The 25,002-nt window shown below is 59.3% G+C and carries 18 protein-coding genes; 6 read left to right on the forward strand and 12 right to left on the reverse strand.

The genetic code is table 11. The annotated features are described in order from the left end of the window. Positions 1-87 precede the first annotated feature (87 nt). The 3 genes from IB254_RS11890 to IB254_RS11900 form a co-directional block, all read right to left on the reverse strand. Positions 88-2,346, reverse strand: a complete 2,259-nt coding sequence (locus tag IB254_RS11890) for an alpha-xenorhabdolysin family binary toxin subunit A (RefSeq protein ID WP_192417404.1) — start codon at positions 2,344-2,346, stop codon at positions 88-90. 204 nt (positions 2,347-2,550) lie between these two features. Then, positions 2,551-3,309, reverse strand: a complete 759-nt coding sequence (locus tag IB254_RS11895) for a tetratricopeptide repeat protein (RefSeq protein ID WP_192417405.1) — start codon at positions 3,307-3,309, stop codon at positions 2,551-2,553. Then, complete coding sequence (locus tag IB254_RS11900; protein ID WP_008024424.1) at positions 3,306-3,986, reverse strand: Fe2+-dependent dioxygenase; 681 nt, start codon at positions 3,984-3,986, stop codon at positions 3,306-3,308. Before IB254_RS11900 ends, IB254_RS11895 begins: the two co-directional genes overlap by 4 nt. A 205-nt stretch (positions 3,987-4,191) precedes the next feature. On the opposite strand from IB254_RS11900, the gene IB254_RS11905 reads away from it, so the two are divergent. Both IB254_RS11905 and IB254_RS11910 read left to right on the forward strand, forming a co-directional pair. Next, positions 4,192-6,450, forward strand: coding sequence for a TonB-dependent receptor (locus IB254_RS11905; protein ID WP_192417406.1), 2,259 nt, complete (start codon positions 4,192-4,194; stop codon positions 6,448-6,450). 249 nt (positions 6,451-6,699) lie between these two features. Further along, a complete protein-coding gene (locus tag IB254_RS11910; protein ID WP_192417407.1) occupies positions 6,700-9,225 on the forward strand; it encodes a PepSY domain-containing protein in 2,526 nt (841 codons plus the stop codon). 101 nt (positions 9,226-9,326) lie between these two features. Here the strand turns inward: IB254_RS11910 and IB254_RS11915 are convergent, their stop codons facing one another. Further along, entirely contained in the window at positions 9,327-9,710 is a 384-nt protein-coding gene (locus tag IB254_RS11915; protein ID WP_192417408.1) for a hypothetical protein, read from the reverse strand. A gap of 145 nt (positions 9,711-9,855) precedes the next feature. After that, on the reverse strand, positions 9,856-11,397 hold the full coding sequence (locus IB254_RS11920; protein ID WP_192417409.1) for an alkaline phosphatase D family protein: 1,542 nt from the start codon (positions 11,395-11,397) through the stop codon (positions 9,856-9,858). 248 nt (positions 11,398-11,645) lie between these two features. Between IB254_RS11920 and IB254_RS11925 the strand changes: the two genes are divergently transcribed. After that, positions 11,646-11,888: a hypothetical protein gene (locus IB254_RS11925; protein ID WP_192417410.1), complete on the forward strand. Its 243-nt coding sequence runs from the start codon at positions 11,646-11,648 to the stop codon at positions 11,886-11,888. Between the two features lie 688 nt (positions 11,889-12,576). Then, positions 12,577-12,876, forward strand: coding sequence for a hypothetical protein (locus IB254_RS11930; protein WP_192417411.1), 300 nt, complete (start codon positions 12,577-12,579; stop codon positions 12,874-12,876). Between the two features lie 156 nt (positions 12,877-13,032). Here IB254_RS11930 and IB254_RS11935 read toward each other — a convergent pair whose 3' ends face one another. Genes IB254_RS11935 through ptsP form a run of 3 tightly spaced genes read right to left on the reverse strand, consistent with a single transcriptional unit; the run spans position 13,033 to position 18,586 of the window. Next, positions 13,033-14,772 (reverse strand): PTS fructose-like transporter subunit IIB, encoded by a 1,740-nt coding sequence (locus IB254_RS11935; RefSeq protein ID WP_192417412.1) that lies wholly within the window; start codon positions 14,770-14,772, stop codon positions 13,033-13,035. Positions 14,773-14,783: 11 nt separating this feature from the next. Next, positions 14,784-15,725, reverse strand: coding sequence for a 1-phosphofructokinase (pfkB, locus tag IB254_RS11940; RefSeq protein WP_192417413.1), 942 nt, complete (start codon positions 15,723-15,725; stop codon positions 14,784-14,786). Further along, positions 15,725-18,586: a phosphoenolpyruvate--protein phosphotransferase gene (gene ptsP, locus IB254_RS11945; protein WP_192417414.1), complete on the reverse strand. Its 2,862-nt coding sequence runs from the start codon at positions 18,584-18,586 to the stop codon at positions 15,725-15,727. Before ptsP ends, pfkB begins: the two co-directional genes overlap by 1 nt. 282 nt (positions 18,587-18,868) lie before the next feature. On the opposite strand from ptsP, the gene cra reads away from it, so the two are divergent. Together cra and IB254_RS11955 are read left to right on the forward strand one after the other, a co-directional pair. Further along, positions 18,869-19,864: a catabolite repressor/activator gene (gene cra, locus IB254_RS11950; protein WP_192417415.1), complete on the forward strand. Its 996-nt coding sequence runs from the start codon at positions 18,869-18,871 to the stop codon at positions 19,862-19,864. Positions 19,865-19,867: 3 nt separating this feature from the next. Further along, positions 19,868-20,644: a TatD family hydrolase gene (locus IB254_RS11955; protein ID WP_192417416.1), complete on the forward strand. Its 777-nt coding sequence runs from the start codon at positions 19,868-19,870 to the stop codon at positions 20,642-20,644. On the opposite strand, the gene IB254_RS11960 is transcribed toward IB254_RS11955, so the two are convergent. The 4 genes from IB254_RS11960 to ampD form a co-directional block, all read right to left on the reverse strand. Next, entirely contained in the window at positions 20,645-21,034 is a 390-nt protein-coding gene (locus tag IB254_RS11960) for a hypothetical protein (RefSeq protein WP_192417417.1), read from the reverse strand. Between the two features lie 235 nt (positions 21,035-21,269). Then, a complete protein-coding gene (locus IB254_RS11965; RefSeq protein ID WP_192417418.1) occupies positions 21,270-23,300 on the reverse strand; it encodes a methyl-accepting chemotaxis protein in 2,031 nt (676 codons plus the stop codon). Positions 23,301-23,550: 250 nt separating this feature from the next. Beyond that, positions 23,551-24,387: a regulatory signaling modulator protein AmpE gene (gene ampE / locus IB254_RS11970; RefSeq protein ID WP_192417419.1), complete on the reverse strand. Its 837-nt coding sequence runs from the start codon at positions 24,385-24,387 to the stop codon at positions 23,551-23,553. Next, positions 24,384-24,944: a 1,6-anhydro-N-acetylmuramyl-L-alanine amidase AmpD gene (ampD, locus tag IB254_RS11975; RefSeq protein ID WP_008024447.1), complete on the reverse strand. Its 561-nt coding sequence runs from the start codon at positions 24,942-24,944 to the stop codon at positions 24,384-24,386. The genes ampE and ampD overlap by 4 nt, the downstream gene beginning before the upstream one ends. Between the last annotated feature and the right edge of the window lie 58 nt (positions 24,945-25,002).

Raw genomic sequence — 25,002 nt, forward strand, 5'->3', positions numbered from 1 at the left:
CCAGCGTGGGAAACCGTCGCTGATCACTATCCGGCAGGGGTAGCGATGCTCGATGAAAGCCACCCCTGCCATCAGTGAATGCTGGCGTTACGGCAGTGAAACCGGCGTCAGAAAACCAATGAACTGGTTCGCTTCTTTTATGGCCCTGGCACTGCGCGTCGCGACATCACCCGCCGTGTTGCCCTCCATGACCGTCAGGAATTGCTTGAATGCAGCAACAGCCAGCTTGTACTCGCCCACGTAACGCTGGCGTTGGTCCTCCAGCGCATGAATCAAGTGGATAAACTCGATCTTGCCCACCGACTGATCAATATCCCGGTCTTTGAGCGCAATCTTGCGGCCAAGCTCATTGACCCTGTCCTGAAGCTTGTTGCTTTCATGAATCATGTTGACGAACGTGATGCCTGCATTGATATCGGCCATGGCTTTCTTCAGTTCGTCGATCGCAAACATCACGATCTGAGCTTGCGGTGGTGCCATGCCCAGCTCTTTGAGCTTATCGATGGTCAAGGCAATCTCTTTGCCGATTTTCTCGATACCGGCTTTTTCGATAGCGCTGATTGCCTCGGACAAAACCTTGAGCTCACGTTGAAGCTTGACCTGAGTCTCGCCCAACGCTTGTTTGGACTCTTTGGCATCGAGTTGGTCTTTTTCCAGGCCAGCGATGTAGCCCAATGTGGTGCGCCGGTCATACCCGTCGCTGATGTTGGCCAAGCGAACACTCACTTTGCTCGCCTCGCTGCGCGTGATGGCGAGCATTTTTTTCAATGCCGCAATGAGATCCTCTTCAATCTCGTCGAACTCCTCAGAACCCTCAACAGCACCGGTCAATTCCTTTTCAAGCGCCACTAACTTACGGACCTTGGACTCAAGGTCCATCTTGCTGTTGAGGCTCGATTCACGCAGATCCCGGGCTGCGGCACCGACATCGCCGAGCAATCTTTGGAAGCGATCGAATACACCCGGCAAGTAATTGAGCCGGATAAAAAGGGCTTCGGCCGCGACAGCATCGTCACGCATCGCGTGATGGCTGTCCTTCAGAACCTGAAGATTCGGCTCCGGGTAGTTCTGCTTGATGGAAAAAGTTGTCATTCTGGGTACCGCCCTTCCTTGGTCCTGGTTGTATTCCCGATCCGCTTCCTTGAACACTTCGATCAAGAGGTCCGCATCATTGTGGATTTTCGCCCAAGGGCCGACGACCTCTCGGAATGACGACATGAAGCGCCTCAAAGTCAGCGCATCGGTGATGCCCAACATGGCGGTCGACGATTCATCGACGTACCGATGCATCACATTCCAGACGTGCATGAGATTCTGCGTGGCCAGTTCAGCATCGACGGCGATGACCCTCAGGTTTTGCAGGTCCTGTTCGACACGTTTCAACGAACCGAGTGTCTGGTTCATGTTTCTCAGGACTTCAATGTCTTTGTCCTGCGCCGCGTTCAGTTCCTTGCGTACGGCTCGTACCGCCTCCGCTTCGACACCGTAGTAAATAGCCATTCCCAAGCCGAAAAGATTCAACCCGGCTGCCGAACCCAACGCTTTGTCGACCAACGCCTGGTATTGGGTATTCTTTTCCAGAATCTCTTCGGCACGACGGGCGATAACTCCATCGAGTTTCTTGACTTCCGCTGGATAGGAATTGGTTTGAATCAATGCCACTCGTAACTTGATACCTGGAAGCACTTTTTCACTCAGGTCATAACCAAACTTGTCCAGATCGGTTTTTATACCCCGAACACTCACCAGATTGGATGTAACCCTGTCGAATATTTTACCCAGATAAAACTTCATGTCTGGAATCGTATCCGCATCAAGTTCTATACCGGGAAATTTATCGCCCAGTTCAAGTTGCAACTTTTTCAGTTGCTCCAGTGTTTTGACATTGTACTTTTCAAGCAATGGACCGGACTTCAGATCGAGGTAGACCTCTTCCATGTCTTCACCGTAGCGCTGCATGCTTGCGCCAAACAGCTTCAGTTCGGTCCCGGTGATCATGATGCGTTCGCGTAACGGTGACCAGCGCCTGGCGTGATCACGGGTATCGGTAAACGTCTTCAGGAAGTCGGCGGCCCTGAGACCGGCACCGCCATCCTGCCCTGCACCGAAACGCAGATAGTCGGTGACATCCTTCAAGGTATAAGGAAGGGCCAAGCCTGCAGCTTCGTACTTGCGCAGATCAATGATCTGTTTTTTTGTCAGTAACAAACCGGCTTCACGCGTCACATTATCCGCATCCGCGCTGGACGCATCGGACAGGATCTTTGGAACTTCGGTTGCAAACTCGGTAATCTTCTCGTAGTTCGCCCCCCGTAAAGAGTTCTCCCACAATGTGTCATTGCTCATAACTACTCTATTAACTATAGGCATGAATATATTTAAATAATTTAAAGCAGATCGTAACGGCGCACGGTCAAATCCAATTTAACTGCGCCGAACAAAAGACTAATCCACTTATAAAAGTGCTGTCAAAGAAACCCTGAGGGGCATATATAAGAAAAGAATACAAACCTGCAAAACAACCTACTTCATGTTTATATGAAGCGTCTTTCAGGCTCGACCGAACAGTGTTTGTTCGTGATGGGCATATTCCTCAGCCAAACACTTGAGCGCAGGGTCGGACGCTTCGCGCAAGCGTTGGACACTGACCCGCAGGAACCGCTGATTGCCGTTGACCATCGCCTGGCGCAACCAGGCCATTCCTTCGTCAAGCCTGCCCTGCTCCACCAAAACCGCGCCATGACTGAACTGCCCACGAAAATCCCCGGCATCGGCCGAGCGTCGATACCACTCGCGTGCGCCTTGCAGATCCGCGGGGCAAATCCGTCCTTCCTCCAGGTAACGCCCAAGCAGGTTCATCGACTTCGCATGGCCCAGCTCCGCAGCGCGGCGATATAGGTTCAGCGCTTGTAGCTGATCCTCGATCACCCCGCGCCCGGTCGCCAGCAGGTTGGCGTAGTTGTACATCGCCCAATCCAGTCCGGCTTCAGCGCCGACGCGATAATGCTGCGCTGCAACCGAAGCATCTGCCGCACAACCCCAGCCATGTTCATGACAGCGACCGAGCATGTTGCGCGCCATCAGGTGCCCGCGCTGAGCGGCTATCTCGAACCAGCGCAGCGCCAGCGGTTGATCCAGCGCGATGCCCTGTCCGTCCAGCAGGATCTGGCCGAGCAAGGCTTGCGCGTCTAGCACGCCTTCGCGGGCAGCGATCAGGATTGCCTGAGCAGCACGCGCAGGACTTTCCTCAAGCATGGTTTTGAGGTGATCGCCGTCGAGCACTTCTTCGCGGCGCAGTTGAAAACTCATACCTCGACCCAGCGACGCAACAGGTTGTGATACGTGCCGGTCAGGCGGATCAGTGAAGGGTGGTCGGGCATGTCCTGCGTCAGTTGCTGGATCGCACCGTCCATCTCGAACAGCAAGGCGCGCTGGCTGTCTTCGCGGACCAGGCTTTGGGTCCAGAAGAATGAGGCGAACCGTGTACCACGCGTGACGGCATTGACCTTGTGCAGACTGGTGCCGGGATACAAGACCATGTCGCCGGCCGGCAACTTCACGCGCTGGGTGCCGTAGGTGTCCTGGATTTCCAGTTCGCCGCCGTCGTAGTCGTCCGGTTCACTGAAGAACAGGGTCGCCGACAAATCCGTACGCACGCGCTCGATGCTGCCTTTGGGCTGGCGCACGGCGTTGTCGATATGAAAGTCGAAACTGCCGCCCGCTGTGTAACAGTTCAGCAACGGAGGAAAGACCTTGTGCGGTAACGCCGCTGACATGAACTGCGGATTTTTCCACAACCGTTCCAGCATCGCCGCGCCGACTTCCTTGGCCAGCGGATGACCTTCCGGCAGTTGCAGGTTGTGTTTGGCCTTGGCCGACTGGTAGCCGGCGGTGATCTTGCCGTCGGCCCAATCCGCCTGTTCCAGAGCCTCGCGGATGCGCTGCACTTCTTCTTTAGTGAACAAGCCGGGTATGTGCAGCAGCATGAGGACCACCTGAAGGCAAAGGGGCGCCAATGGTATTGATTCTTATTGACACTGTAAAACCCCCATGACGAATGAAACAGCAAAAACCGTAAGGGTAAATTGTAAAGAATGTAAATTCAGTGCGAATAGAAACGTTTCGCAATTGATACATAGACGCGTCTACCCTATATTCCGCGGCCTCAAATCCTTGGGGAGGGGAATTCACATGTCACGCCAACAACCACAATTACCTGTCAATTCACCGCGTTTGCTCGCTTCTGCGATTGGCGTAGCAATCACCGCCGGCTCTGCGGGGCATATGGTTTTCGCGGCTGAAAAGACCGAAAAAGCGCCGAACAATGCGATTTCCCTGGACGCCACTGCCATCAACGGCGAGGCGCAGGACGATACCTCCTACAAGACCGATACCTCGGCCAACAAGAAATACACCGCACCGCTGCGTGAAACACCGAAAAGTGTCACCGTGATTCCGCAGCAGGTGATCCGCGACACAGGCGCTACCAGCCTGGTCGACGCCTTGCGCACGACACCCGGCATCACCTTCGGTGCTGGCGAAGGCGGTAACCCGGCGGGCGACCGTCCGATCATTCGTGGCTTCAGCGCTGAAAGCGACACGTTCGTCGACGGCATGCGCGACCCGGCGTCCCAGAGCCGCGAAATCTTCAACGTAGAATCGATCGAAGTCAGCAAAGGCCCGGGGTCGGCCTACACCGGCGCCGGCTCCACCGGTGGCAGCCTGAACCTGGTGAGCAAGACCGCCAAACTGGGCAGTTTCTACAATGGCGGCTTCACCTGGGGCTCGGATCAGACCAAGCGCACCACACTCGACCTGAACCAGCAGATGACCGATACCTCGGCCTTCCGCCTGAACCTGATGAAACACGAAGCCAATGTCGCCGGTCGTGACACCGTGGACGTCAGCCGCTGGGGTGTCGCGCCGACGTTCGCCTTCGGCCTGGGCACCGATACCCGCATGACCCTCGGTTACTACCACGTTGAAACCGACGACATGCCGGACTACGGCATTCCGCTGACCCTGAACCCGGCTCGCAGCAAGTACAACGTCGACAAACCGGTGCATGTCGATCGCGACAACTTCTACGGCGTCACCAGCCGCGACTTCCGCGAAACCACCAATGACAGCGGCACCTTCAAGATCGAGCACGATCTGAATGAAGACCTGACCGTGTCCAACAGCTTCCGCATGTCCCGTTCGACGCTGGACTACATCGTCACCAACCCGGACGACAGCAAGGGCAACGTCGCCAAGGGCAGTGTGTACCGTGGCGCCAAGAGCCGTAATTCGACGTCCAGCGGCTGGATCAACCAGACCGACCTGAGCGCCAAGTTCGACACTGGCACCATCGCACACAGCCTGGTCACCGGTATTGAGTTCTCTTATCAAGACACCCACAACCGCCCTTACATCCTGACTTCGGCCGCCAGCGGCACGACGTGCAACACTGCACTCTTCCGCTCCGGCGACTGCACCAGTCTGTACAACCCGACGCCTGGGGATACCTGGAACGGCAAGATCACCGACAGCGCCGCGTTCACCGATACCGACACCAAGACCGCCGCGGCCTACGTGTTCGACACGCTGAAGTTCAACGATCAATGGTCCCTGAACCTGGGCCTGCGTTATGACAACTACCAGGTCGAATCCAGCGGCCACGCCAACGCCAGCAGCACAGCGCCGGCGAACGACTTCTCCCGCGAGAACACCAGCGACCTGGTCAACTACCAGATCGGCGTGGTCTACAACCCGTTGCCTAACGGCAGCATCTACGCGGCCTACTCCACCTCCAGCAACCCGTCCGGTGAAACCAGCGGCAACGGTGGCCTGGATCTGGCGGCGAACAACACCGATCTGGACCCGGAAAAGAACCGCAACTACGAGATCGGCACCAAATGGGACTTCTTCGGTGACGACCTGTCGCTAACCGCTGCACTGTTCCGCACCGAGAAAACCAACGCACGGATGAACGATCCGGATGGTGCCACCTCGCAAGTGCTGGACGGCGAGCAAACCGTCAACGGCCTCGAGCTGACGTACACCGGTAAGCTGACCCGCAACTGGAGAGTCTTCGGCGGCTACACCTACATGGAAAGCGAAGTGGTCAAAACCACCCTCGCCGCCGATGAAGGCAACCACATGCCGAGCACCCCGCGGAACAACTTCACCCTGTGGTCGACTTACGACGTGGTGCCGGACAAGCTTACCGTGGGTGCGGGTGCCACTTTTGTTGACTCGCAGTTCGGCAACATCGCCAACTCGGTGGAGATCCCGTCCTACTGGCGTTACGACGCGATGGCCAGCTACCGTCTGACCAAAAACGTCGACCTGCAACTCAACGTGCAGAACCTGACCGACAAGCGTTACTTCGACCAGATACTGCAGACCCACTACGCCCACGTAGCGGCCGGCCGTACCGCCCTGCTGAGCGCCAACTTCCACTTTTGACCACACCACAACCCTGTAGGAGCAAAGCTTGCTCGCGAAGGCATCGGCATAGACAGCATTTATGTTGTCTGACACACCGCCATCGCCAGCAAGCTGTGCTCCTACAGGTGTGCAGATGAAGGCTGGAATCAGGGACAGGCCCCGTTCACGCAATTGAACGGGGCTTTTGTGCGTAAAAAGTTTGTGTACGGACAACCCACGGCATAATGCGCGCCGTGATGACAATTTCGAACGAACAAGGCGAGTGACGTGTTGAAGAAAACCCTGTTCCAGTTGCACTGGTTTTTCGGTATCAGTGCCGGGCTGGTCCTGGCCCTCATGGGCATCACCGGGGCGATAGTGTCGTTTGAGGATGAAATCCTGCGCGCACTCAACCCGTCGGTGTTGCAAGTCGAGAAACAGGTCGCCGGTGTGCTGCCGCCCGCTGAACTGGTGGAAAAAATCGAGGGTGCATCGGGCAAGAAAGTCTCGATGCTCTGGGTCGACACCGACAGCGGTAACGCCGCACGGGTGAACTTCACCCCGCCACCGGGTGAGCGTCGCGGGGAGATGCGCTACTTCGACCCGTACACCGCCGAGTTCATGGGCGACGCCACCGGCCAGGGTTTCTTCGACCTGATGCTGAAACTGCACCGCTTCCTCGCCATGGGCGATACCGGTCGGCAGATCACCGGCGCGTGCACGCTGATTCTGCTGTTCTTCTGCCTGTCCGGCCTGTACCTGCGCTGGCCGCGCCAATGGAAAAACTGGCGCGCCTGGCTGACCCTCGACTGGAAGAAAACAGGCCGCAGCTTCAACTGGGATTTGCACTCGGTGGCCGGCACCTGGTGCCTGGTGTTTTATCTGTTGGCAGCGCTGACCGGGTTGTCCTGGTCCTATGAGTGGTACAACAAGGGCCTGACCCGATTGCTGTCCGATGCGCCGCAGAATGAACGCGTTCGCAATCGTGGCCCGGCACCGGAAGGCCCGGCACCGACGGCCGATTACGCATCGATGTGGAGCAGCATTTACAGCGCTGCCGGCCCGGCATTGAGTGCCTACAACATTCGTATGCCGCCCGTGGCCGGGCAACCCGCGACGGTGTTCTACCTGTTGACCACCTCGCCCCACGACCGCGCGCTGAACCAGATCACCCTCGATCCGGCCACCGGCGTCGTCAAACGCCATGACCGCTACAGCGACAAAAGCTTCAAGGCGCAATTGCTGACGAGCATCTACGCGCTGCACGTCGGCAGTTACTTCGGGATTGTCGGGCGGATCGTCCTGACGCTCAGCGCGCTGACCATGCCGCTGTTTTTCGTCACGGGCTGGTTGCTGTACCTCGATCGTCGACGCAAGAAAAAGCAGATCAAGGACGCCCGCAAAGGCCTCGAACAACCGGAAAGCGATACTCCGGCGTGGCTGATCGGCTTCGCCAGCCAAAGCGGGTTTGCCGAACAACTGGCGTGGCAGACCGCTGGCCAACTGCAGGCAGCAGGCCTGCCGGTAAAGGTTCAGCCACTGGCCAGCGTCAGCGAGCATGACCTGCGGAACTCCGGCAACGCGCTGTTCGTCGTCAGCACCTTCGGCGACGGCGAAGCGCCGGACAGCGCCCGTGGTTTCGAACGCAAAGTGCTGGGCCGGGCATTGAGCCTGGAGAGCCTGAATTATGCGGTGCTTGGATTGGGTGACCGGCAGTATCAACACTTCTGCGGTTTCGCCCGACGCTTGCATGCCTGGCTCGGCGAGCACGGCGGCAAGCATTTGTTCGCGCCGGTGGAAGTCGACTGCGGCGACCCTTACGCCTTGCGTCACTGGCAGCAGCAACTTGGTCTGCTGACTGGACAAGCCCCCGTGGACACCTGGCAAGCGCCGAGCTACGACAACTGGACGCTGAGCCGCCGCGACGTGATGAACCCGGACAGCAGCGGCTCGCCGGTGTACCTGCTGGGCCTCAGCGCGCCAACCACCAGTAGCTGGCTGGCCGGTGATCTGGTGGAAGTGTTGCCGCGTAACTGCCCGTGGGCGATCGAGCATTTCCTCGATGGCCTTGGGATCGACGGTCGCGCCTCGGTGATACTCGATGGCCTGTCGCAAGCGCTGGAACAAGCACTCGCGACTCGCCAATTGCCCGAGAACCGCACGCACCTTGTCGGCTTGCACGCGCAAGCGCTGGTGGATGCTTTGGTGCCGTTGGCCATGCGCGAATACTCCATCGCCTCGATTGCCGCCGACGGTGTGCTGGAACTGATCGTGCGCCAGGAACTGCACCCCGACGGCAGCCTGGGTATCGGCTCCGGATGGCTGACCGAACACGCGCCGGTAGGCAGCACCATCAGCCTGCGGGTGCGCCGCAACAGCGGTTTCCATCTGCCGGTCGAACCGCTGCCGATGATCCTGCTGGGCAACGGCACCGGCCTGGCCGGGCTGCGCAGTTTGCTCAAGGCGCGGATCGCCGATGGGCAGCAACGTCACTGGCTGTTGTTTGGCGAGCGCAACCGCGAGCACGACTACCTGTGCCGCGACGAACTTGAAGAGTGGTTGATTTCAGGGGACATCGAGCGTCTGGACCTGGCGTTTTCGCGAGATCAGGCCGAGAAAATCTACGTGCAGGATCGCCTGCGTGAATCCGCCGGCTTGCTCAAGCAATGGCTGGATGACGGTGCCGTCATTTACATCTGCGGCAGCTTGCAGGGAATGGCTTCAGGGGTGGATCAGGTGCTCAACGAAGTGCTCGGGGCTGAGGCAGTCGAGCGCTTGATCGAGCAAGGCCGCTACCGCCGCGACGTTTATTGAGCGGGGTAATGAATCACCTGACGTCACATTACAATGTGGCGTCAGGGCAGGCGCTCAACATAAGTTCAAGGTGACGTCGATTGGTCACTGCTTGTTGACCGTTATTTGATATTGAGCCGCTTATCAAGACGTTCGGCGTCCTGAGCCGCTGGGCATCGAACTTTAGAACAGTCGTGATCCCGGCACATCTTGTTGCAGTCAATAGCTTCTTGATCCGTCTGAAAATCAAGAATACAGACGTCGCTCGTAGCGCTTCTGTATGCACCGTCACGATCTACATCCTTCGCGAAAATAAAGCAGTTCTTTTCATTTCCCGGAAAACCGATATCACAGACATAACCGGCGACTAATCCCCAATCCCCAATCCCCATTACATATACCTGCATTGGTTTCATTAGTTTCATTGGTTTTTTGGCAAGCTGTGAGCGCAAGCGCACAGAAGAGTAAAGATACAACGGTCTTCCATACTGACCCTGGTTGTCCATTCATATATTTCATCAGCTGTTACTCGATTGGTTTTGATTCAGCCTAAATAAAACCCATCAAAAAACACCTGTAAGAAATGACAGATAACTATATTTATTGGCTATAAGCCGACACGGTACTCAAGTCAGTAATTCCTGTTCTTTCTCACACCGGCTGCAACTTCTGCTCAAACACACTGACCCCATCCAGATCCCGCAGTACCACACTCATCTCCCCCGTCGCCCCCTCAATATTCACCTCGCCAAAAAACTGAAACCCGGCAAACGGCGACATGTTCTGCGCCGGCGGCGCCTTCTCGAATACCACTTCAGGCCCGAAGGTTTTATCCAGCGGATTAGGCCCGAAGCTCCCCGCGTTCAACGGTCCGGCAACAAACTCCCAAAACGGTTCAAAGTCCTGAAACGCCGCACGATCCGGATGGTAGTGATGCGCCGCGCAGTAATGCACATCCGCCGTCAGGAACACGAAATTGCGCACCTGTTGCGCCCGCAGAAAACCAAGCAGTTCGGCGATTTCCAGCTCACGCCCCTGGGCCGCGCCCGGATCACCGTTGGCCACCGCTTCCCAGCGCGCCACACCGGGGCTGACTTCGCCGTCGGGCACGCCGAGGCCGATCGGCATGTCGGCGGCAATGACTTTCCACTGGGCGCTGGAGGCTTTCAATTCACGCTTGAGCCAGTCCAGCTGTTCACGCCCGAGAAAGGGTTTGGCTGCACCGAGGTTGTCATCATTGGCCTCGCGATAACTGCGCATATCGAGCACAAACACATCCAGCATCGGCCCATAACCGAGCTTGCGATAGATCCGCCCGCCGTTATCCGCGCTCTGCAAACGCATCGGCGCATATTCCAGCCACGCCTGACGTGCGCGGCCTACCAGGCTGTGGATATCCTTGCTCTGGTAACGCTCATCCAGTTGCTTGCCCGGCGACCAGTTATTGACCACTTCGTGGTCGTCCCACTGCCAGATCTGCGGCACTTCGGCGTTGAATCGACGGACGTTTTCATCCATCAGGTTGTAGCGGTAATTGCCGCGATACTCGTCGAGGGTTTCGGCGACTTTGCTCTTGGCGTCGCTGGTGATGTTGCGCCACATGCGGCCACTTTCAGTCACAAGCTTTGCCGGCACCGGGCCGTCGGCGTAGATGGTGTCGCCGCTGTGGATAAAGAAGTCCGGGAGGCGCAAACGCATCGCTTCGTAGATGCGCATGCCACCGATGTCCGGGTTGATGCCGAAGCCCTGGCCAACGGTATCGCCGCTCCAGACGAAACGGATGTCGCGCCGGGTTTGCGGCACGCTGCGCAAGTGGCCAAACCAGGGTTCGCTGGTGACGCCGCTCTGGGCGTCTTCGAAATGCACGCGATAGAAAATCGCCTGGTCGGCGGGCAGACCGGTGAGCTCGACCCGCGCGGTGAAATCGCTGCGGGCATCAGCCAGCGGCGAAACAAAACGCCGAGGGTTGGTGAACAGGCTACGGGTGTCCCATTCCACCACCATCCGCGCCGCACGATCGCTGCGGCTCCAGACCATCGCCCGGTCACCCAGCACGTCGCCGGACTGCACGCCGTCGGTGAGCTGCGGCCGATCCTTGACCGAGGCAATCACCGCAGGCGCAAGACCGGGAAGCAGAATCCCGGCGCCGACCGCTTGCATGACACGACGGCGACCGAGGTTGAATTCGCTCATGGTGTTCTCCCTGAAAAAGGAAAACTAAAGCATGGCCGTGTGAACCGGGCATGACACAAAAATCATCAACGCCACAGCTTCCCCTTGTGGGGGGGCAACATCGCGGCTCCAAGTCCTATCAAAGAATAGGAAATTTCAACACCGCAATTGGGAATAGTCCTAACGCCAGCATCTGAGCGATCCAAGTAGTTTCAACTCGAATACCGAGCACAGACAAAGCCAGCAAACAGAACCAGGAAGGTTGAACAATGAAATATGATTTGAAGTTTCAGATTTACGGAAGAGAAGAAGCCAGCGACCTGGCTGTATTCGAAACCGATTTGCCCCCGACCGTTACCACGGATGTCCTGATGCCGATAATGGCTTGGCATGAAGAAGAGGATGCCATGGCGAGCCATCTTCTAACTGCCAGGCAGATCACGGCAATAGAGCATCTCGCAATGATTCAGTTACGCAGGAAGCTAATGCTGTATCTCAGCAGCTATATGTGAACCTTCGGCATCCCCCGCTTGAGTATTTTATGGCAGTTGTACGTGGGACACCTTCGGGTGTGCCGGTTCCTGTGCCCGGTCGGCCAACCCGCGTACAGCTGCCACCTTCTTTGTTTGGCCATGCGTGAGGGCGGTGTTGTGCTGGATGTGGTTCAGGCGCGGGCGTCGCAGCGGGAGAATGAGTACAAAACCACGATTTAGCGGTGTGGCCGCCGGCCCCATCGCGAGCAAGCTTGCTCCTACAGGTCCGTGTCGTTCACGCATTTTGTAATCGACTCGACCTTGTAGGAGCCGGCTTGCTGGCGATAGCGATTTCAAAACGGCCATCGCCAGCAAGCCGGCTCCTACAAGGCCTGCGTCGTTTTCCCATACGGGTGAAAATGATCGTCGTGAGGCACACAACTTTTCAAGACGTTTCCTACAACGTATCTTGTTGCCGCGTTTCGGGATCGACTCCATAGTTCGTGCTCGCGGAAAACACCGCGAACGACCTTGGCCGGTCGACCACACCAAACGCATCAGCGTCATTGTTTAGGCATTTTCATGTCTGGATGTCGTGTTATGGCAGCTGTGCGCGGGACACCTCAGGGTGTGCCGGGGTTGGGTGTGCCGGTCGGCCAACCCGCACACAGCTGCCACCTTTTTCGCTTGGCCGCGAACGGTGGTAGCTCTATTTGGAGTTACACCTATGTTCCAAGTCATGCCGCGTTACCTCCCCATCGATACCTACGACGCCGAAACACCGGTGCTCTTCGTCAACACCCACAAAGAACTCAGTGAACTCACAGCCTGCGCCATGCATCGCTTCACCGTGGTTCGCGATTTGGCAGACACGCTGACCAGCCTGAATCTGAAAAACATTTCCGACTGTGACCTGACGCGGGTCACCCGCGCCGTGCATCTGCTCATGCGTGAAGGTTGTGCAGTGCTGGATGTGGTTCAGGCGCGGGCGTCGCAGCGGGAGAATGAGTACAAAACCACGATTTAGCGGTGTTGCCGCCGGCCCCATCGCGAGCAAGCTTGCTCCTACAGGTCCGTGTCGTTCATCCATTTTGTGATCGACTCACACCTGTAGGAGCCGGCTTGCCGGCGATGGCGATTTCAAAACCGATATCGCCAGCAAGCCGGCTCCTACAAGGGTGGATTATGCGTTGACGGGTTCTATTGCCAACTCGACAACCTCAGGTCGCTTGACCACCGCATAAACCACCGCCGTCAGCAAACTCCCCGCGACAATCGCCAGCAAATACAACAACGCATGGTTGATCGCATTCGGAATCGCCAACACGAACAATCCACCGTGCGGCGCCATCAGTTTGCAGCCGAAGTACATCGACAGCGCACCGGTCAGCGCACCACCGGCAATGCTCGCCGGGATCACCCGCAGCGGGTCCTTGGCGGCAAACGGAATCGCGCCTTCGGAGATGAAACACAGCCCCAGCACCAACGCTGCTTTACCGGCCTCGCGTTCAGTCTGGGCAAACTTGCGCCGCGCAATGAACGTGGCAATGCCCAGGCCAATCGGCGGCACCATCCCGGCGGCCATGGTCGCGGCCATCGGCGCGTAACTCTGGGACGCCAACAGCCCCACCGAGAATGCATAAGCGGCCTTGTTGATCGGCCCGCCCAAGTCGACGCACATCATCCCGCCCAACAACACGCCGAGCAGAATCGCGTTGGTGGTGCCCATGCTGTCGAGGAAATGCGTGAGCCCGGTGAGCATCCCGGCCACCGGTTTGCCGACCACATAGATCATCACCAACCCGGTGAACAGACTCGCCAGCAACGGGATGATCAGGATCGGTTTCAACGCTTCAAGGCTTTGCGGCAATCGCGCGTAACGGTTGATCGCCTGCGCCGCGTAACCGGCGATGAAACCGGCAATGATCCCGCCGATGAAACCGGCACCCAACGTGCTCGCCAGCAAGCCGCCAATCATCCCCGGCGCCAGGCCCGGACGGTCGGCAATCGAGTAGGCGATGTAGCCCGCCAGCAGCGGCACCATCAGCTTGAACGCGGTCTCGCCGCCGATCTGCATCAGCGCGGCGGCGAGCGTGCCTTCTTCCTTGAACGCGGTGATGCCGAACACGAACGACAAGGCAATCATCAGACCGCCCGCCACCACCATCGGCAACATGAACGACACGCCGGTCAGCAGGTGTTTGTAGATGCCGGTCTTCTCTTGTTTGGCCGGGCCTTTGGCCCCGGTCGCGGCGCTTTCCTGCTTGCCTTCTGCCAGCGCTTTGTTCAGCGTCGCTTCGGCTTGCTTCAAGGCGATGCCCGTGCCGCAACGGTAGATTTTCTTGCCGGCAAAACGCTCGGTCGCGACTTCGATATCGCAGGCCAGCAGCACCACGTCCGCGTCGGCAATCGCGGCGGCGCTCAACGGATTGCGTGCACCGACCGAGCCCTGGGTTTCGATCTGCAGGTCATAGCCCAATCGCTTGGCAGCCTGCTGCAAGGCTTCAGCGGCCATGAAAGTATGAGCAACGCCGGTCGGGCACGCGGTGATCGCGACCAGGCGCGGGGCGCTTTTGGTAACGGCTGCAGGTTCGACGGTGGCTTCGGCTGCGGCGTAAACCTGCGCTTCTTCGGCACCGCGTCGCAGCACCGCTTCAACATCTTGCAGGGCGTGTGCCGGGGTGCTTTGGAACACACGCTTACCGACGAATCGCGACATATCCACCGGCGCGCTGGTGACCAGCAACACCCACTCGGCGGCCTCGATCGTGGCCGCCGACAACTGGCGTTCCGGGTGCGCCACATCCACCACTTCGACACTGGTGCTCCAGCCCTGACGCTGCGCCGCGGCATCGAGCAAACGGGCGCACAGCACGCTGGTGACCATGCCGTTGGGGCAAGCCGTAACGATGGCTAACTTCATGACAAACCCTCTTATTGTTCTGTCAGGGGGCGCACGCGCACACCCTGTTCGAGCCGCGCCAACTGCGCCGCATCGCCGATACCGAAACCGATCTGCGTGACCGCCATCGCCGCAATCGCCGTGGCGGTGCGCAGGGTCTGTTCCGGCGTATCGGGCTTAAGCAAACCGTGAAGCATGCCGGCCAGCAACGAATCCCCTGCGCCCACGGTGCTGGCAACGCTGACCTTGGGCGGAGTGGCGTGCAGCGCCGAGCCGACACTGAACCAGTTCACACCGTCGGCACCGTGGGAAATCACCACGTGCTCGATGCCTTGGGCATGCAAACGGATCGCGGCTTCGGCTTGAGCCGCAACCGAAACAACCTCGCAGCCGAGCACTTCGGCCAGCTCTTCGGTGTTCGGTTTGATCAGCCACGGACCGGCCTTGAGCGCCGCCCGCAATGCTTCGCCACTGGTATCGAGCGCGACGTTCAAGCCGAGGTTTTTCAAGCGCTGTACCAACGCCTGCAACCATTCAGGACTGACGCCTTGCGGCAGGCTGCCGGCCACGACCACCGCGTCATGCCCCGGGGCAATCTGATCCAGTCGATCGAGCAACGCCTGCTGCGCCGCTTCACTGACCTTGGGTCCGGGACCGTTGATGTCGGTGATGCGCCCGTCGCTTTCCGCCAGTTTGAGGTTGCTGCGGGTCTCACCGGGAACGCGGATAAACGCGTCGACAAAACCGCGCTTGGCGAACAGGGTTTCGAACGCCTGAAGGTTGTCCTCGCCGAGAAAGCCGCTGACGGTGAGCGAATGCCCGAGGTCTGCCAGCACCTGCGCCACGTTCACGCCTTTACCGGCGGCGTGGGTGTGCATCTTGTCGCTGCGATTGACCTGGCCGGGCTCAAGGCGCGGCAACTGAACCGTCAGGTCCAGCGCCGGGTTGAGTGTCAGGGTCAGGATCTTGGCCATTACAGGGCCTCCACTAATGCGCGCACTTCATTGGCGCTGCCCACGGCCAACGCCTGTTGGGCAAGGGTTTGAGTCTGGGTCAGGCTGAGTTCGCGGATGCGCGCCTTGACCTCGGCAATGCTGCGGCCCGAGACGCTCAACTCGTCTACACCGAGGCCGACCAGCACCGGCACCGCCAGCGGATCGGCCGCCAGTTCACCGCACACACCGACCCATTTGCCATGGGCATGGGCCGCGCGCACGGTGATGTCGATCAGTTGCAGCACCGCCGGGTGCAAGCCGTCAGCCTGGGCCGACAAGGTCGGATGACCACGGTCGATGGCCAGGGTGTATTGCGTGAGATCGTTGGTGCCGACGCTGAAGAAATCGACCTCTTTGGCCAGCACCGGCGCCAGCAGTGCGGCCGATGGCACTTCGATCATGATCCCCAGTTGCAGGTCCGCCACGGGGATTTCCAGGCGCAAACGCTCGGTCATGTCCCGCGCCTGACGCCACTCGTCAACGCTGCCGACCATAGGGAACATGATGCGCAGCGGGCGGTTGTCAGCGGCACGCAACAGGGCGCGCAATTGCGCTTCCATGATGTGCGGACGCTGCAAGGTCAAGCGAATACCGCGCACGCCGAGGAACGGGTTTTCTTCTTTCGCAATCGGCCAATACGGCAACGGCTTGTCGCCGCCAACGTCGAGGGTGCGCACCACCAGTGGTCGACCGGCGAGGCCATCGAGCACGCGGCGGTATTCGACTTCCTGAGTTGCCTCATCCGGCGCCTGCGAGTGGGCCATGAAAATCAGTTCGGTGCGCAGCAGACCAATGCCTTCGGCCCCCTGCTCCACCGCGCTGGTGACGCCCGCGCTTTCGCCGATGTTGGCGAACACTTCGACCGCATGGCCGTCGGTGGTCAGCGCCGGTTGATGACGTTGTTCTGCCGCGGCTTTCAAGCGTTGCTCGCGGGTGTCGCGCTCTTCGGTGGCGCGCTGCAAGGTCGCCGCATCGGCGTCCACGTGCAGGCGACCGCGCTGGCCATCGAGCAGCAACGGCGTGCCCGGCGCCAGCAGCAACACCGCCGCACCTGCGCCGACCAATGCCGGAATACCCAGCGCACGGGCGACGATGGCACTGTGCGCGGTGGCGCCGCCACGGGCGGTGAGAATGCCGGCGACTCGGGTCGGATCGAGACGTGCCACGTCGGAAGGACCGACTTCGTCCATCACCAGAATGTACGGTTGATCGGGTTCGCTCGGGGTTTCGACGCCGCTCAGTTGCGCCAACACGCGACGGCCGATATCGCGCAAGTCCGCCGCACGCTCGGCAAGCAATGCATCCTGCAGCGATTCCTGTTGTTTCGCCGCCGCTTCGATCACCGCCATCCACGCCGCTTCGGCGCTTTCGCCCTGCTTGAGGCGCGTCTCGACTTCATCGGTCAGTTCCGGGTCGTCGAGCATTTCCTGATGGGTGATGAAGATTTCGCGAATGGCTTTGGACTTGCTGCGCTCGATCAAGCCTTCGATGTCGTGACGCACGTGCGCCAACGCTTGTTTAAGACGCTCACGCTCAATGGCGGCGGACTCACCGCGTAGCGGGTATTCGATGGTTTGCAGCACTTGAATATGCGCCGGACCGATGGCGATGCCCGGTGCGGCGGGGATGGCTTGAACCAGGCTGCCGGACGCCGGGGCGAACAGCACTTCGGCCACCTCGGTGATCACTTCGCGCTGCGGGCTCACGGCAGGCAAAGGCTCGACCTCTTCACCCAGCCCCTCTTCGATTGCCGCCAACAACGCCGGCAAGGCATCGGCGGCGATGCTCGGCTCGGCGATGAATTCCAGCACCTGACCGCGACGGGCACCGAGGCTGAGCAGTTTGCTCAAGCTTTTCACCGACACCGCACTGTCTTGGCCATCGACGATGCGCACACGAATTTCGCCTTCAAAACTCTTCGCCAGTTGCGCGAGGATCTTCGCCGGGCGCGCATGCAAACCGTGGGCATTGGCCAGCGCAATGCGTGCGCTCGGCCAGTCCGCCGGCAGTTCACCGCCGAGCACTTCGAGGACTTTGCGGCTGCTGGTGGCGCGTCCCAGTTCATGGCCACGGCCTTCGATCAGCAACGCGCAAAGGCGTTCGAGCAACGCCTGGTGCGCCTCGCCCAGGCTGGCCAGACAGAACAGACCGCTGAGCGGCTGGCCGAGGTAGCGCATCGGTTTGTCCGGCGTGACAAACGCCAGGCCCGGACGCTTCACCGTTTGCTCGCTGTGCAACCACCACAAACCGTCGCCCAGCGGCAACGCGTCGACTTGCTGCAAAACCGCAGTAAAACCATTGCTCACACAATCCGCCTGACGCAGCAAACGGGCACCGCGCCAGACCAGTTCTTCGAAGTCATCGGCCGACACCCCGAGGCCGATCATCTGCGCATCCAGCGCCAGTTCTTGCGGCGCGCCTTGCAGCAGTTTCAGCAAGGCTTCGGCAGAACTGGCGCGACGCAGGGCCTGGCCCAGATCGGTTTCGCCGAGGGCGCGGGTCAGCAATTGCAACAGGCGCAAATGTTCATCGGATTTGGCCGCAATGCCGATCGCCAGGTAGACGATCTGACCGTCGCCCCAATCCACGCCTTCGGGAAACTGCATCAGCCGCACGCCAGTGGAAAACACCTGGTCGCGGGTTTCCGGCGTACCGTGGGGGATGGCAATACCTTGACCGAGAAAGGTTGAGCCCTGGGCTTCACGCGCCTGCAAACCGGCGAGATAACCGTCGGCGACCAGGCCGTCGTTGACCAGATGCTGCGCCAACAAATGCAGTGCTGCGGACTTGTCCACGGCCGACTGGCCCATGGAAATCTGCTCTAGAGTGAGCTCGAGCATGCTTTCTCCTTTTTGGCACCTTGAGGTGCCAGGTATTGTTTTGAATGAGTCAGCTTAGGCGCTTAATCATCACTTTTGGCGGTTTCGCGGCAGAACCGGCCAAGTGCACCTGATGCGTAGAAAATACGCTTGCTGAAACGTTTAATCTAGAATGATTGGCACGTTACTCGATAATGTCCCATCCTTGAAGTCCAACTTGTCGGATATGTTGCGACAATAGTCCCCTGCCTGAATCGGGTAGGATTGGCGAAAGTATCGGCCGAAAAACAAGGAAATCCCGAGTTGAAACTCAGTGATATCGCCCAACTGGCCGGTGTGTCCGTGACCACCGCCAGTTATGTCATCAACGGCAAGGCGGAACAGCAACGCATCAGCAGTGCCACCGTCGAGCGCGTGCGCGCGGTTGTTGAAGAACATGGCTTCACGCCCAATCCGCAAGCGGCCGGGCTGCGCAGTCGGCACACCCGCACGCTGGGTTTCATTCTGCCGGACCTGGAAAACCCCAGTTACGCACGTATCGCCAAGCTGCTGGAGCAAGGTGCCCGGGCCCGCGGTTATCAGTTGCTGATCGCCAGTTCCGACGATGCGCCGGACAGCGAACGGCAACTGCTGCAACTGTTCCGCGCCCGACGCTGCGACGCGTTGATCGTCGCCAGTTGCCTGCCGTCCGGCGACGACAGTTACCGCCAGTTGCAAGCCAAAGGCATTCCGATCATCGCCATCGACCGGGTCATGGAGCCCGAGCACTTCTGCTCGGTGATCAGTGATGATCGTGAAGCCAGCCTGCAACTGACGCGCAGCCTGCTCGATCCGTTGCCCAAGCAGATCGCCCTGATCGGCGCGCGCCCCGAACTGAGCATCAGCCAGGAGCGGGCCGCCGGTTTCAAGGAAGCGCTGACCGGGTTCAAAGGCGAGATCCTGATCGAACACGGCGAATCGTTCAGCCGTGAGTACGGCAAGCAACTGATGGAAGAAATGCTTCAGCGCCTGGGGCATTTGCCGGACGCGCTGGTGACCACTTCCTACGTGCTGCTCCAGGGTGTGTTCGACGCCTTGCACGACTTCCCGTTGAAAAACCGCCCGCTGCGCCTCGGTACATTCGGCGACACGCAGTTGCTGGATTTTCTGCCGCTGCCGGTCAACGCCATGGCCCAGCAACACCAGTTGATCGCCGACAAAGCGCTGGAACTGGCCCTCGCCGCCATCGAGCTGTCCGACTACCAGCCCGGTGTGCAAGCCATTGCGCGGACCTTCAAGCAGCGTATTCGCCAGGACTGAACCGTGGAGCTGATCGACAGCCACACTCATCTGGATTTTCCGGACTTCGACGAGGATCGTCAGGCGCTGCTCGCCGAGAGCCGCGCCCTCGGCGTGCGGCGGATGGTGGTGCTGGGGGTTTATCAGGCCAATTGGCAGCGGGTCTGGGATCTGGTGCAAAGCGATCCCGATCTGCACGCGGCGTTCGGTTTGCACCCGGTGTATCTGGACGAGCATCGGCCTGAGGACCTACGCGAACTCGCCGAGTGGCTGACCCGCCTGGCCGGTCACCGACAGCTGTGCGCGGTGGGCGAGATCGGCCTGGATTACTTCATCGAAACCCTCGACCGCGAACGCCAGCAGACGTTGTTCGACGCGCAACTGCAATTGGCGGCGGACTTCAATCTGCCGGCTTTGATTCACGTGCGACGCAGCCATGCGGCGGTGATTGCCACGCTCAAGCGCTTCAAGTTGAAACGCGCAGGGATTATTCACGCCTTCGCCGGCAGCAAGGAAGAGGCCCGCGAGTACATCAAGCTCGGCTTCAAACTGGGCCTCGGCGGCGCGGCGACCTGGCCGCAGGCCTTGCGCATGCACCGGGTGCTCGCCGAGCTGCCGTTGGAGTCTGTGGTGCTGGAAACCGACTCACCGGACATGGCCCCCGCCATGTTTCCCGGTCAACGCAACAGCCCGGCGCATTTGCCGGCGATCTGTTCGGCACTGGCTGACATCATGGCGATCAAACCCGAGCAGTTGGCCGCCGCGAGCACGGCCAATGCGTGTGAGTTGTTCAACTGGTAATCAGTCGGCGTGAGCCTTGGCAGCTTCCAGAATCAGCGTCATGTGTTGTCGGTGACGGGCGAACCGGATAACCGCGAAGTAGACCAGAATCGCGATCAACGAAAAATTCAGCTGCTCGACCACGCTGAGCATCCCCACCCATTCCATCACCAACGCCACCAGCAACGCGGTGCAGACCATCACCAACGTACTCGCACGTAGCATCGCGAGTGAGTCGAGGGATTTGATGCGCCTGATCTGTTTCGGGTCGCTCAGTTGCAAGGCTTTGTGACAGTGGGAACAGGCGAAGGCTTCATGGATGGCAATGGCGTTGAGTTGCCAGGGTTCGAGCAGGAGTGAGCATCCGCAATGAGCACAATGGCCCTGGATTCCAGTTGTAGCGAAGGACATAACCGAGCCTCCTCAGAGTAGGTCAGGGTTGTGGATCATCCCTCATTGAAGACCAAAAACCAGACTCTGTAGGGAAATCGGACACCGCCTACTTGTGGAAGGAACAAGTACTACAGACAACGCGAAAACCTGTAGGAGCAAGCTTGCTCGCGATAGCGGTCTGGTAGACACCCTGAAGGGTGAATGTACCTGCGCCATCGCGAGCAGGCTCACTCCTACAGGGTTATGCGGTTCTTCAGACCCGGAACGCGCTGATCAACTGCTTGAGCTCCACCACCTGCGCCGACAACGCCCGGCTGGCGTCCTCGGTCTGGTGCGCACCTTCGGCGGTGCGTTCGCCAGCCCGGTTGATCTCGACGATGTTCTGGTCAATGTCGTGGGCCACGGCGGTCTGCTGCTCTACGGCGGCCGCAATCTGCTGGTTCTGATCGACGATCATGCCGACAGCGCCAAGGATGTTTTCCAGCGCCTGCTGGACCTTTTCCGACTGCCCCACCGTGCCGTTGGCCATTTGATGACTGGTGCCCATGGCCTTCACCGCGGCGCCGACACCGCTGTGCAGCTTGGCGATCATCTGTTCGATTTCTTCGGTCGATTGCTGGGTGCGTTTGGCCAGGGTCCGGACCTCGTCCGCCACCACCGCAAAACCACGCCCCTGCTCCCCCGCCCTCGCTGCTTCGATAGCGGCGTTGAGCGCCAGCAGGTTGGTCTGTTCGGCGATGCTTTTGATCACTTCCAGCACGCGGCTGATGGACTGGCTGTCGCTGGCCAGTTGATTGATCACCAGCACTGACTGATCGATCTCGCTGGCCAGCGCAGCGATGCTGCCCTGCTGAGACTCCACCAACCCGCGACCGCTGATGGTTTCGTCGTTGACACTGTGAGCGCTGCTGACCGCCGCGGCGGCACTGCGGGCCACCTCCAATGAGGTGGCCGACATTTGGTTCATCGCCGTGGCGACCTGTTCGATCTGCGTGCGTTGCCCCGCGACAGCCTGGTTGCTCTGGGCGGACACGTTCTCGACCTGACCGGCCTGACGCTCGACTTCCCCGACCGTTTGGCCGACACGCTCGATCAAGTCATGGATTTTCTTCACCGTGCCGTTGAACACCTCGCCCAACTCGCCCAGTTCATCACGGCTGTTGGCGTTGAAGGTCACGGTCATGTCGCCGGCCGCAACCTTGTCCATCATCGCACCAAGGCGCTTGAGGGTGGTGCGGGTCGAGGCGTAGAAGCCACCGTAGAGGTAAAAAATCAGCACAAACACCACCGACAGCGCCACGGCCTGCAAGACCATGTGCGTGCGGTTCTGGCTCAGTCGTTGTTGCAATTGGGTGTCGAGGAATTTCAGGGTGGCTTCGTTGAGTTGGTAAGTCTGGTCCATCAGGCCGCTGACCTGATCGTAGAAGGCCAGCCACGGCGCATCGAGGGTGTCAGCCATCACCACCTGCTCTTCGAACAGTTCACTGGCCTTTTTCAGCGACGCCTTGCTGCTCTCGGCCTGCGCCGCCAGGGTTTCACGTGCCGCCTTGCTCGACCCCAGCGCATCCTGCAACTTCAGACCGTACTCGGCCTGCAGCTTTTCAATCTGCACCAGCAATTCATCGAAACGGGTGCTCGAAGACGAATTGAGAAACCCTTGCCCCAACGAGTAAGAGCCCATGGCGCGACCATCGCCCAACGTCTGGGTGACGGGCGGTGTGACATTGGTGATGAGTTCGGTGAGCTGACGCATGTCGCTCTGATTGTCACGGCTCAAACCCGCCTGACTGGCGATGATCTGGCTGAAAATCTGTGCATTGCCGAGCAACTTGCTGATCAGCGCACTTTTACTTTGCAGGGAGTTTTCCGTTTGCTGGGCCTTGAACGCGCTGATCATCTCGTCGCGCTTGCCATCGAAAACGGTGATCAGTTCCGGATCGGTGGTCATCGCTGTCAGCCCTTGCAGGCGGGCCAGAACGTTTTGCTCCAGGGATGTGATCTGGGATTCGAGATTGCCGGCCTTGCCGGACTGGCCAAGGATGACGTTAATCTGTACCAGGTTGTTCAGGGTTTCCAGGTCGCGTCTAAGCGTCAGGCTGCTGCCCAGCAGGTCGAGGCTCTGCAGTTCCACCCGGGTGCCCTGGAATTCGCGATAGGAATCACGCACCAGATAAAAGTTGGTCACCAGCATGGGCACCAGGAACAGAACGCTGATCAGGCTGAACTTCATGCCGAAGCTCAGGCGATTCATTAGCGCGACGGCGGGATAGAGCAAGCTCTTCACTGGAAGTCTCCCTTGGGTTTCTTATTTTTATTGGCAGGCACAGACAAGCAGCAGATAGCCACTATTGAGTGCTACCTCTGTATAGCTTAAATCGACGGGAGGTTTTGTAACTTAAGGTTAACGGCACAAATCGCCTTGCCGCTAACGCCCGTGTAGGAGCCGGCTTGCTGGCGATGGTTGCACCTCGGTGTCTCAGGAACACCGCGTCGATGCTATCGCCAGCAAGCCGGCTCCTACAAGGGTGTGGTGTTTAGGGGAAGACTGTCCACAGCGCGAAACCGGCGTACCAGAGCACTGCCGCACGCAGCAGCAACTCCCAGATCCGGTCGAGGCTGTTGATGCCATCGGGCCCGACCACTGGCGCAGGAATTTCACCGGCCACCAGCCCGATCTTCTCGATCAATTGGGCGGCGCTGATGTTCCAGTTCAGCAGTTCGCTCAGCATCACCCGACTGACGGCGACAAAATTGCCGACCAGCGCAAAACTCGCCGCCAACAGACGCACCGGTACCCAATCGAAGGCGTGACGCAGTTGTGCGGCGCGCTCGACGACGGCCGGGTTCTGCCCGTGTTCTTCGGCGAGGGCCAGCAGTCGATAGCTCAGCGCCGCCACCGGGCCCAGCAGGAAATACCAGAAAATCACCGCAAAAAAACTATGGTACGCCTCCCAGAGCAGATGCCCCTCAACCCGCTCCAGCAGTTGCTCGCCGTTTTCGGCACAAATGTCCAGGTCACGTTTCGCTACATGAGCGGCAGCTTGCAGGTCTTCCCGGCGCCAGGCATCGCGAAACGGTCCGAGATCGGCCAGCAGATCACCGCGCCCCAGGCTATAAATCACCACCAGCAAATGCACCGGCAGCGCCAACAGACCGTAAGCGACCGGCTCCAGCACCACCAGCAGCAACCCCAGCAATGCCACCGGCAGCAGCACCAGAACCAGCAAAATCAACCACGGACGATTGACCAGACGCGGGTTGGCTTCAAGCTTGTGCAACTCGGCCACCCAACCGCCATCACGTTGAACCCGATGGCGCAGGGCCGAGAACTTCTCGATCCAGACCGCCAACAGCAACACCAGAAAACTCATTGTGGTTCCTCTTTAGCCAGGGCCGCGCGATAACGCGCCCAGTCGAACGCAGGTCCGGGATCCGTCTTGCGCCCCGGCGCGATGTCGCTATGCCCGCAGATGCGCTGCGCGGTGATGCCCGTAAAAGCGCTTTGCAGTTGCAAGGTCAGGGCCGTCAGCGCGTCATATTGAGCATCGGTGAACGGCAGATCATCCGTGCCTTCAAGCTCGATGCCCACGGAAAAATCGTTACAGGTTTCCCGGCCGTCGAAACACGACACACCGGCATGCCAGGCGCGTTCAAGACAAGAGACAAACTGAGTGACGGTGCCGTCACGCTCAATCAGAAAATGCGCAGACACCCGTAGGTCAGCGATCCCTTCAAAGTAGGGATGCTCTGTGACATCCAGCCGGTTCTGGAAAAATTCCTGCACCTTGCCGGTGGCAAACTGCGCCGGCGGCAGACTGATGTTGTGGATCACCAGCAGGGAAATTTCGCCCGTGGGGCGCGCATTGAAGTTGGGTGAAGGGCAAACGTTCACGCCCTGACACCAACCGCTCGCGGGGTCCAACTGCATACAGGTTCCTTCAACGACGACTGTGTTGGTGCCCAGTATGCCGCGATAGACCCTCGGC

The sequence above is a fragment of the Pseudomonas sp. PDM03 genome (assembly GCF_014852385.1).
Lineage (GTDB): Bacteria > Pseudomonadota > Gammaproteobacteria > Pseudomonadales > Pseudomonadaceae > Aquipseudomonas > Aquipseudomonas migulae.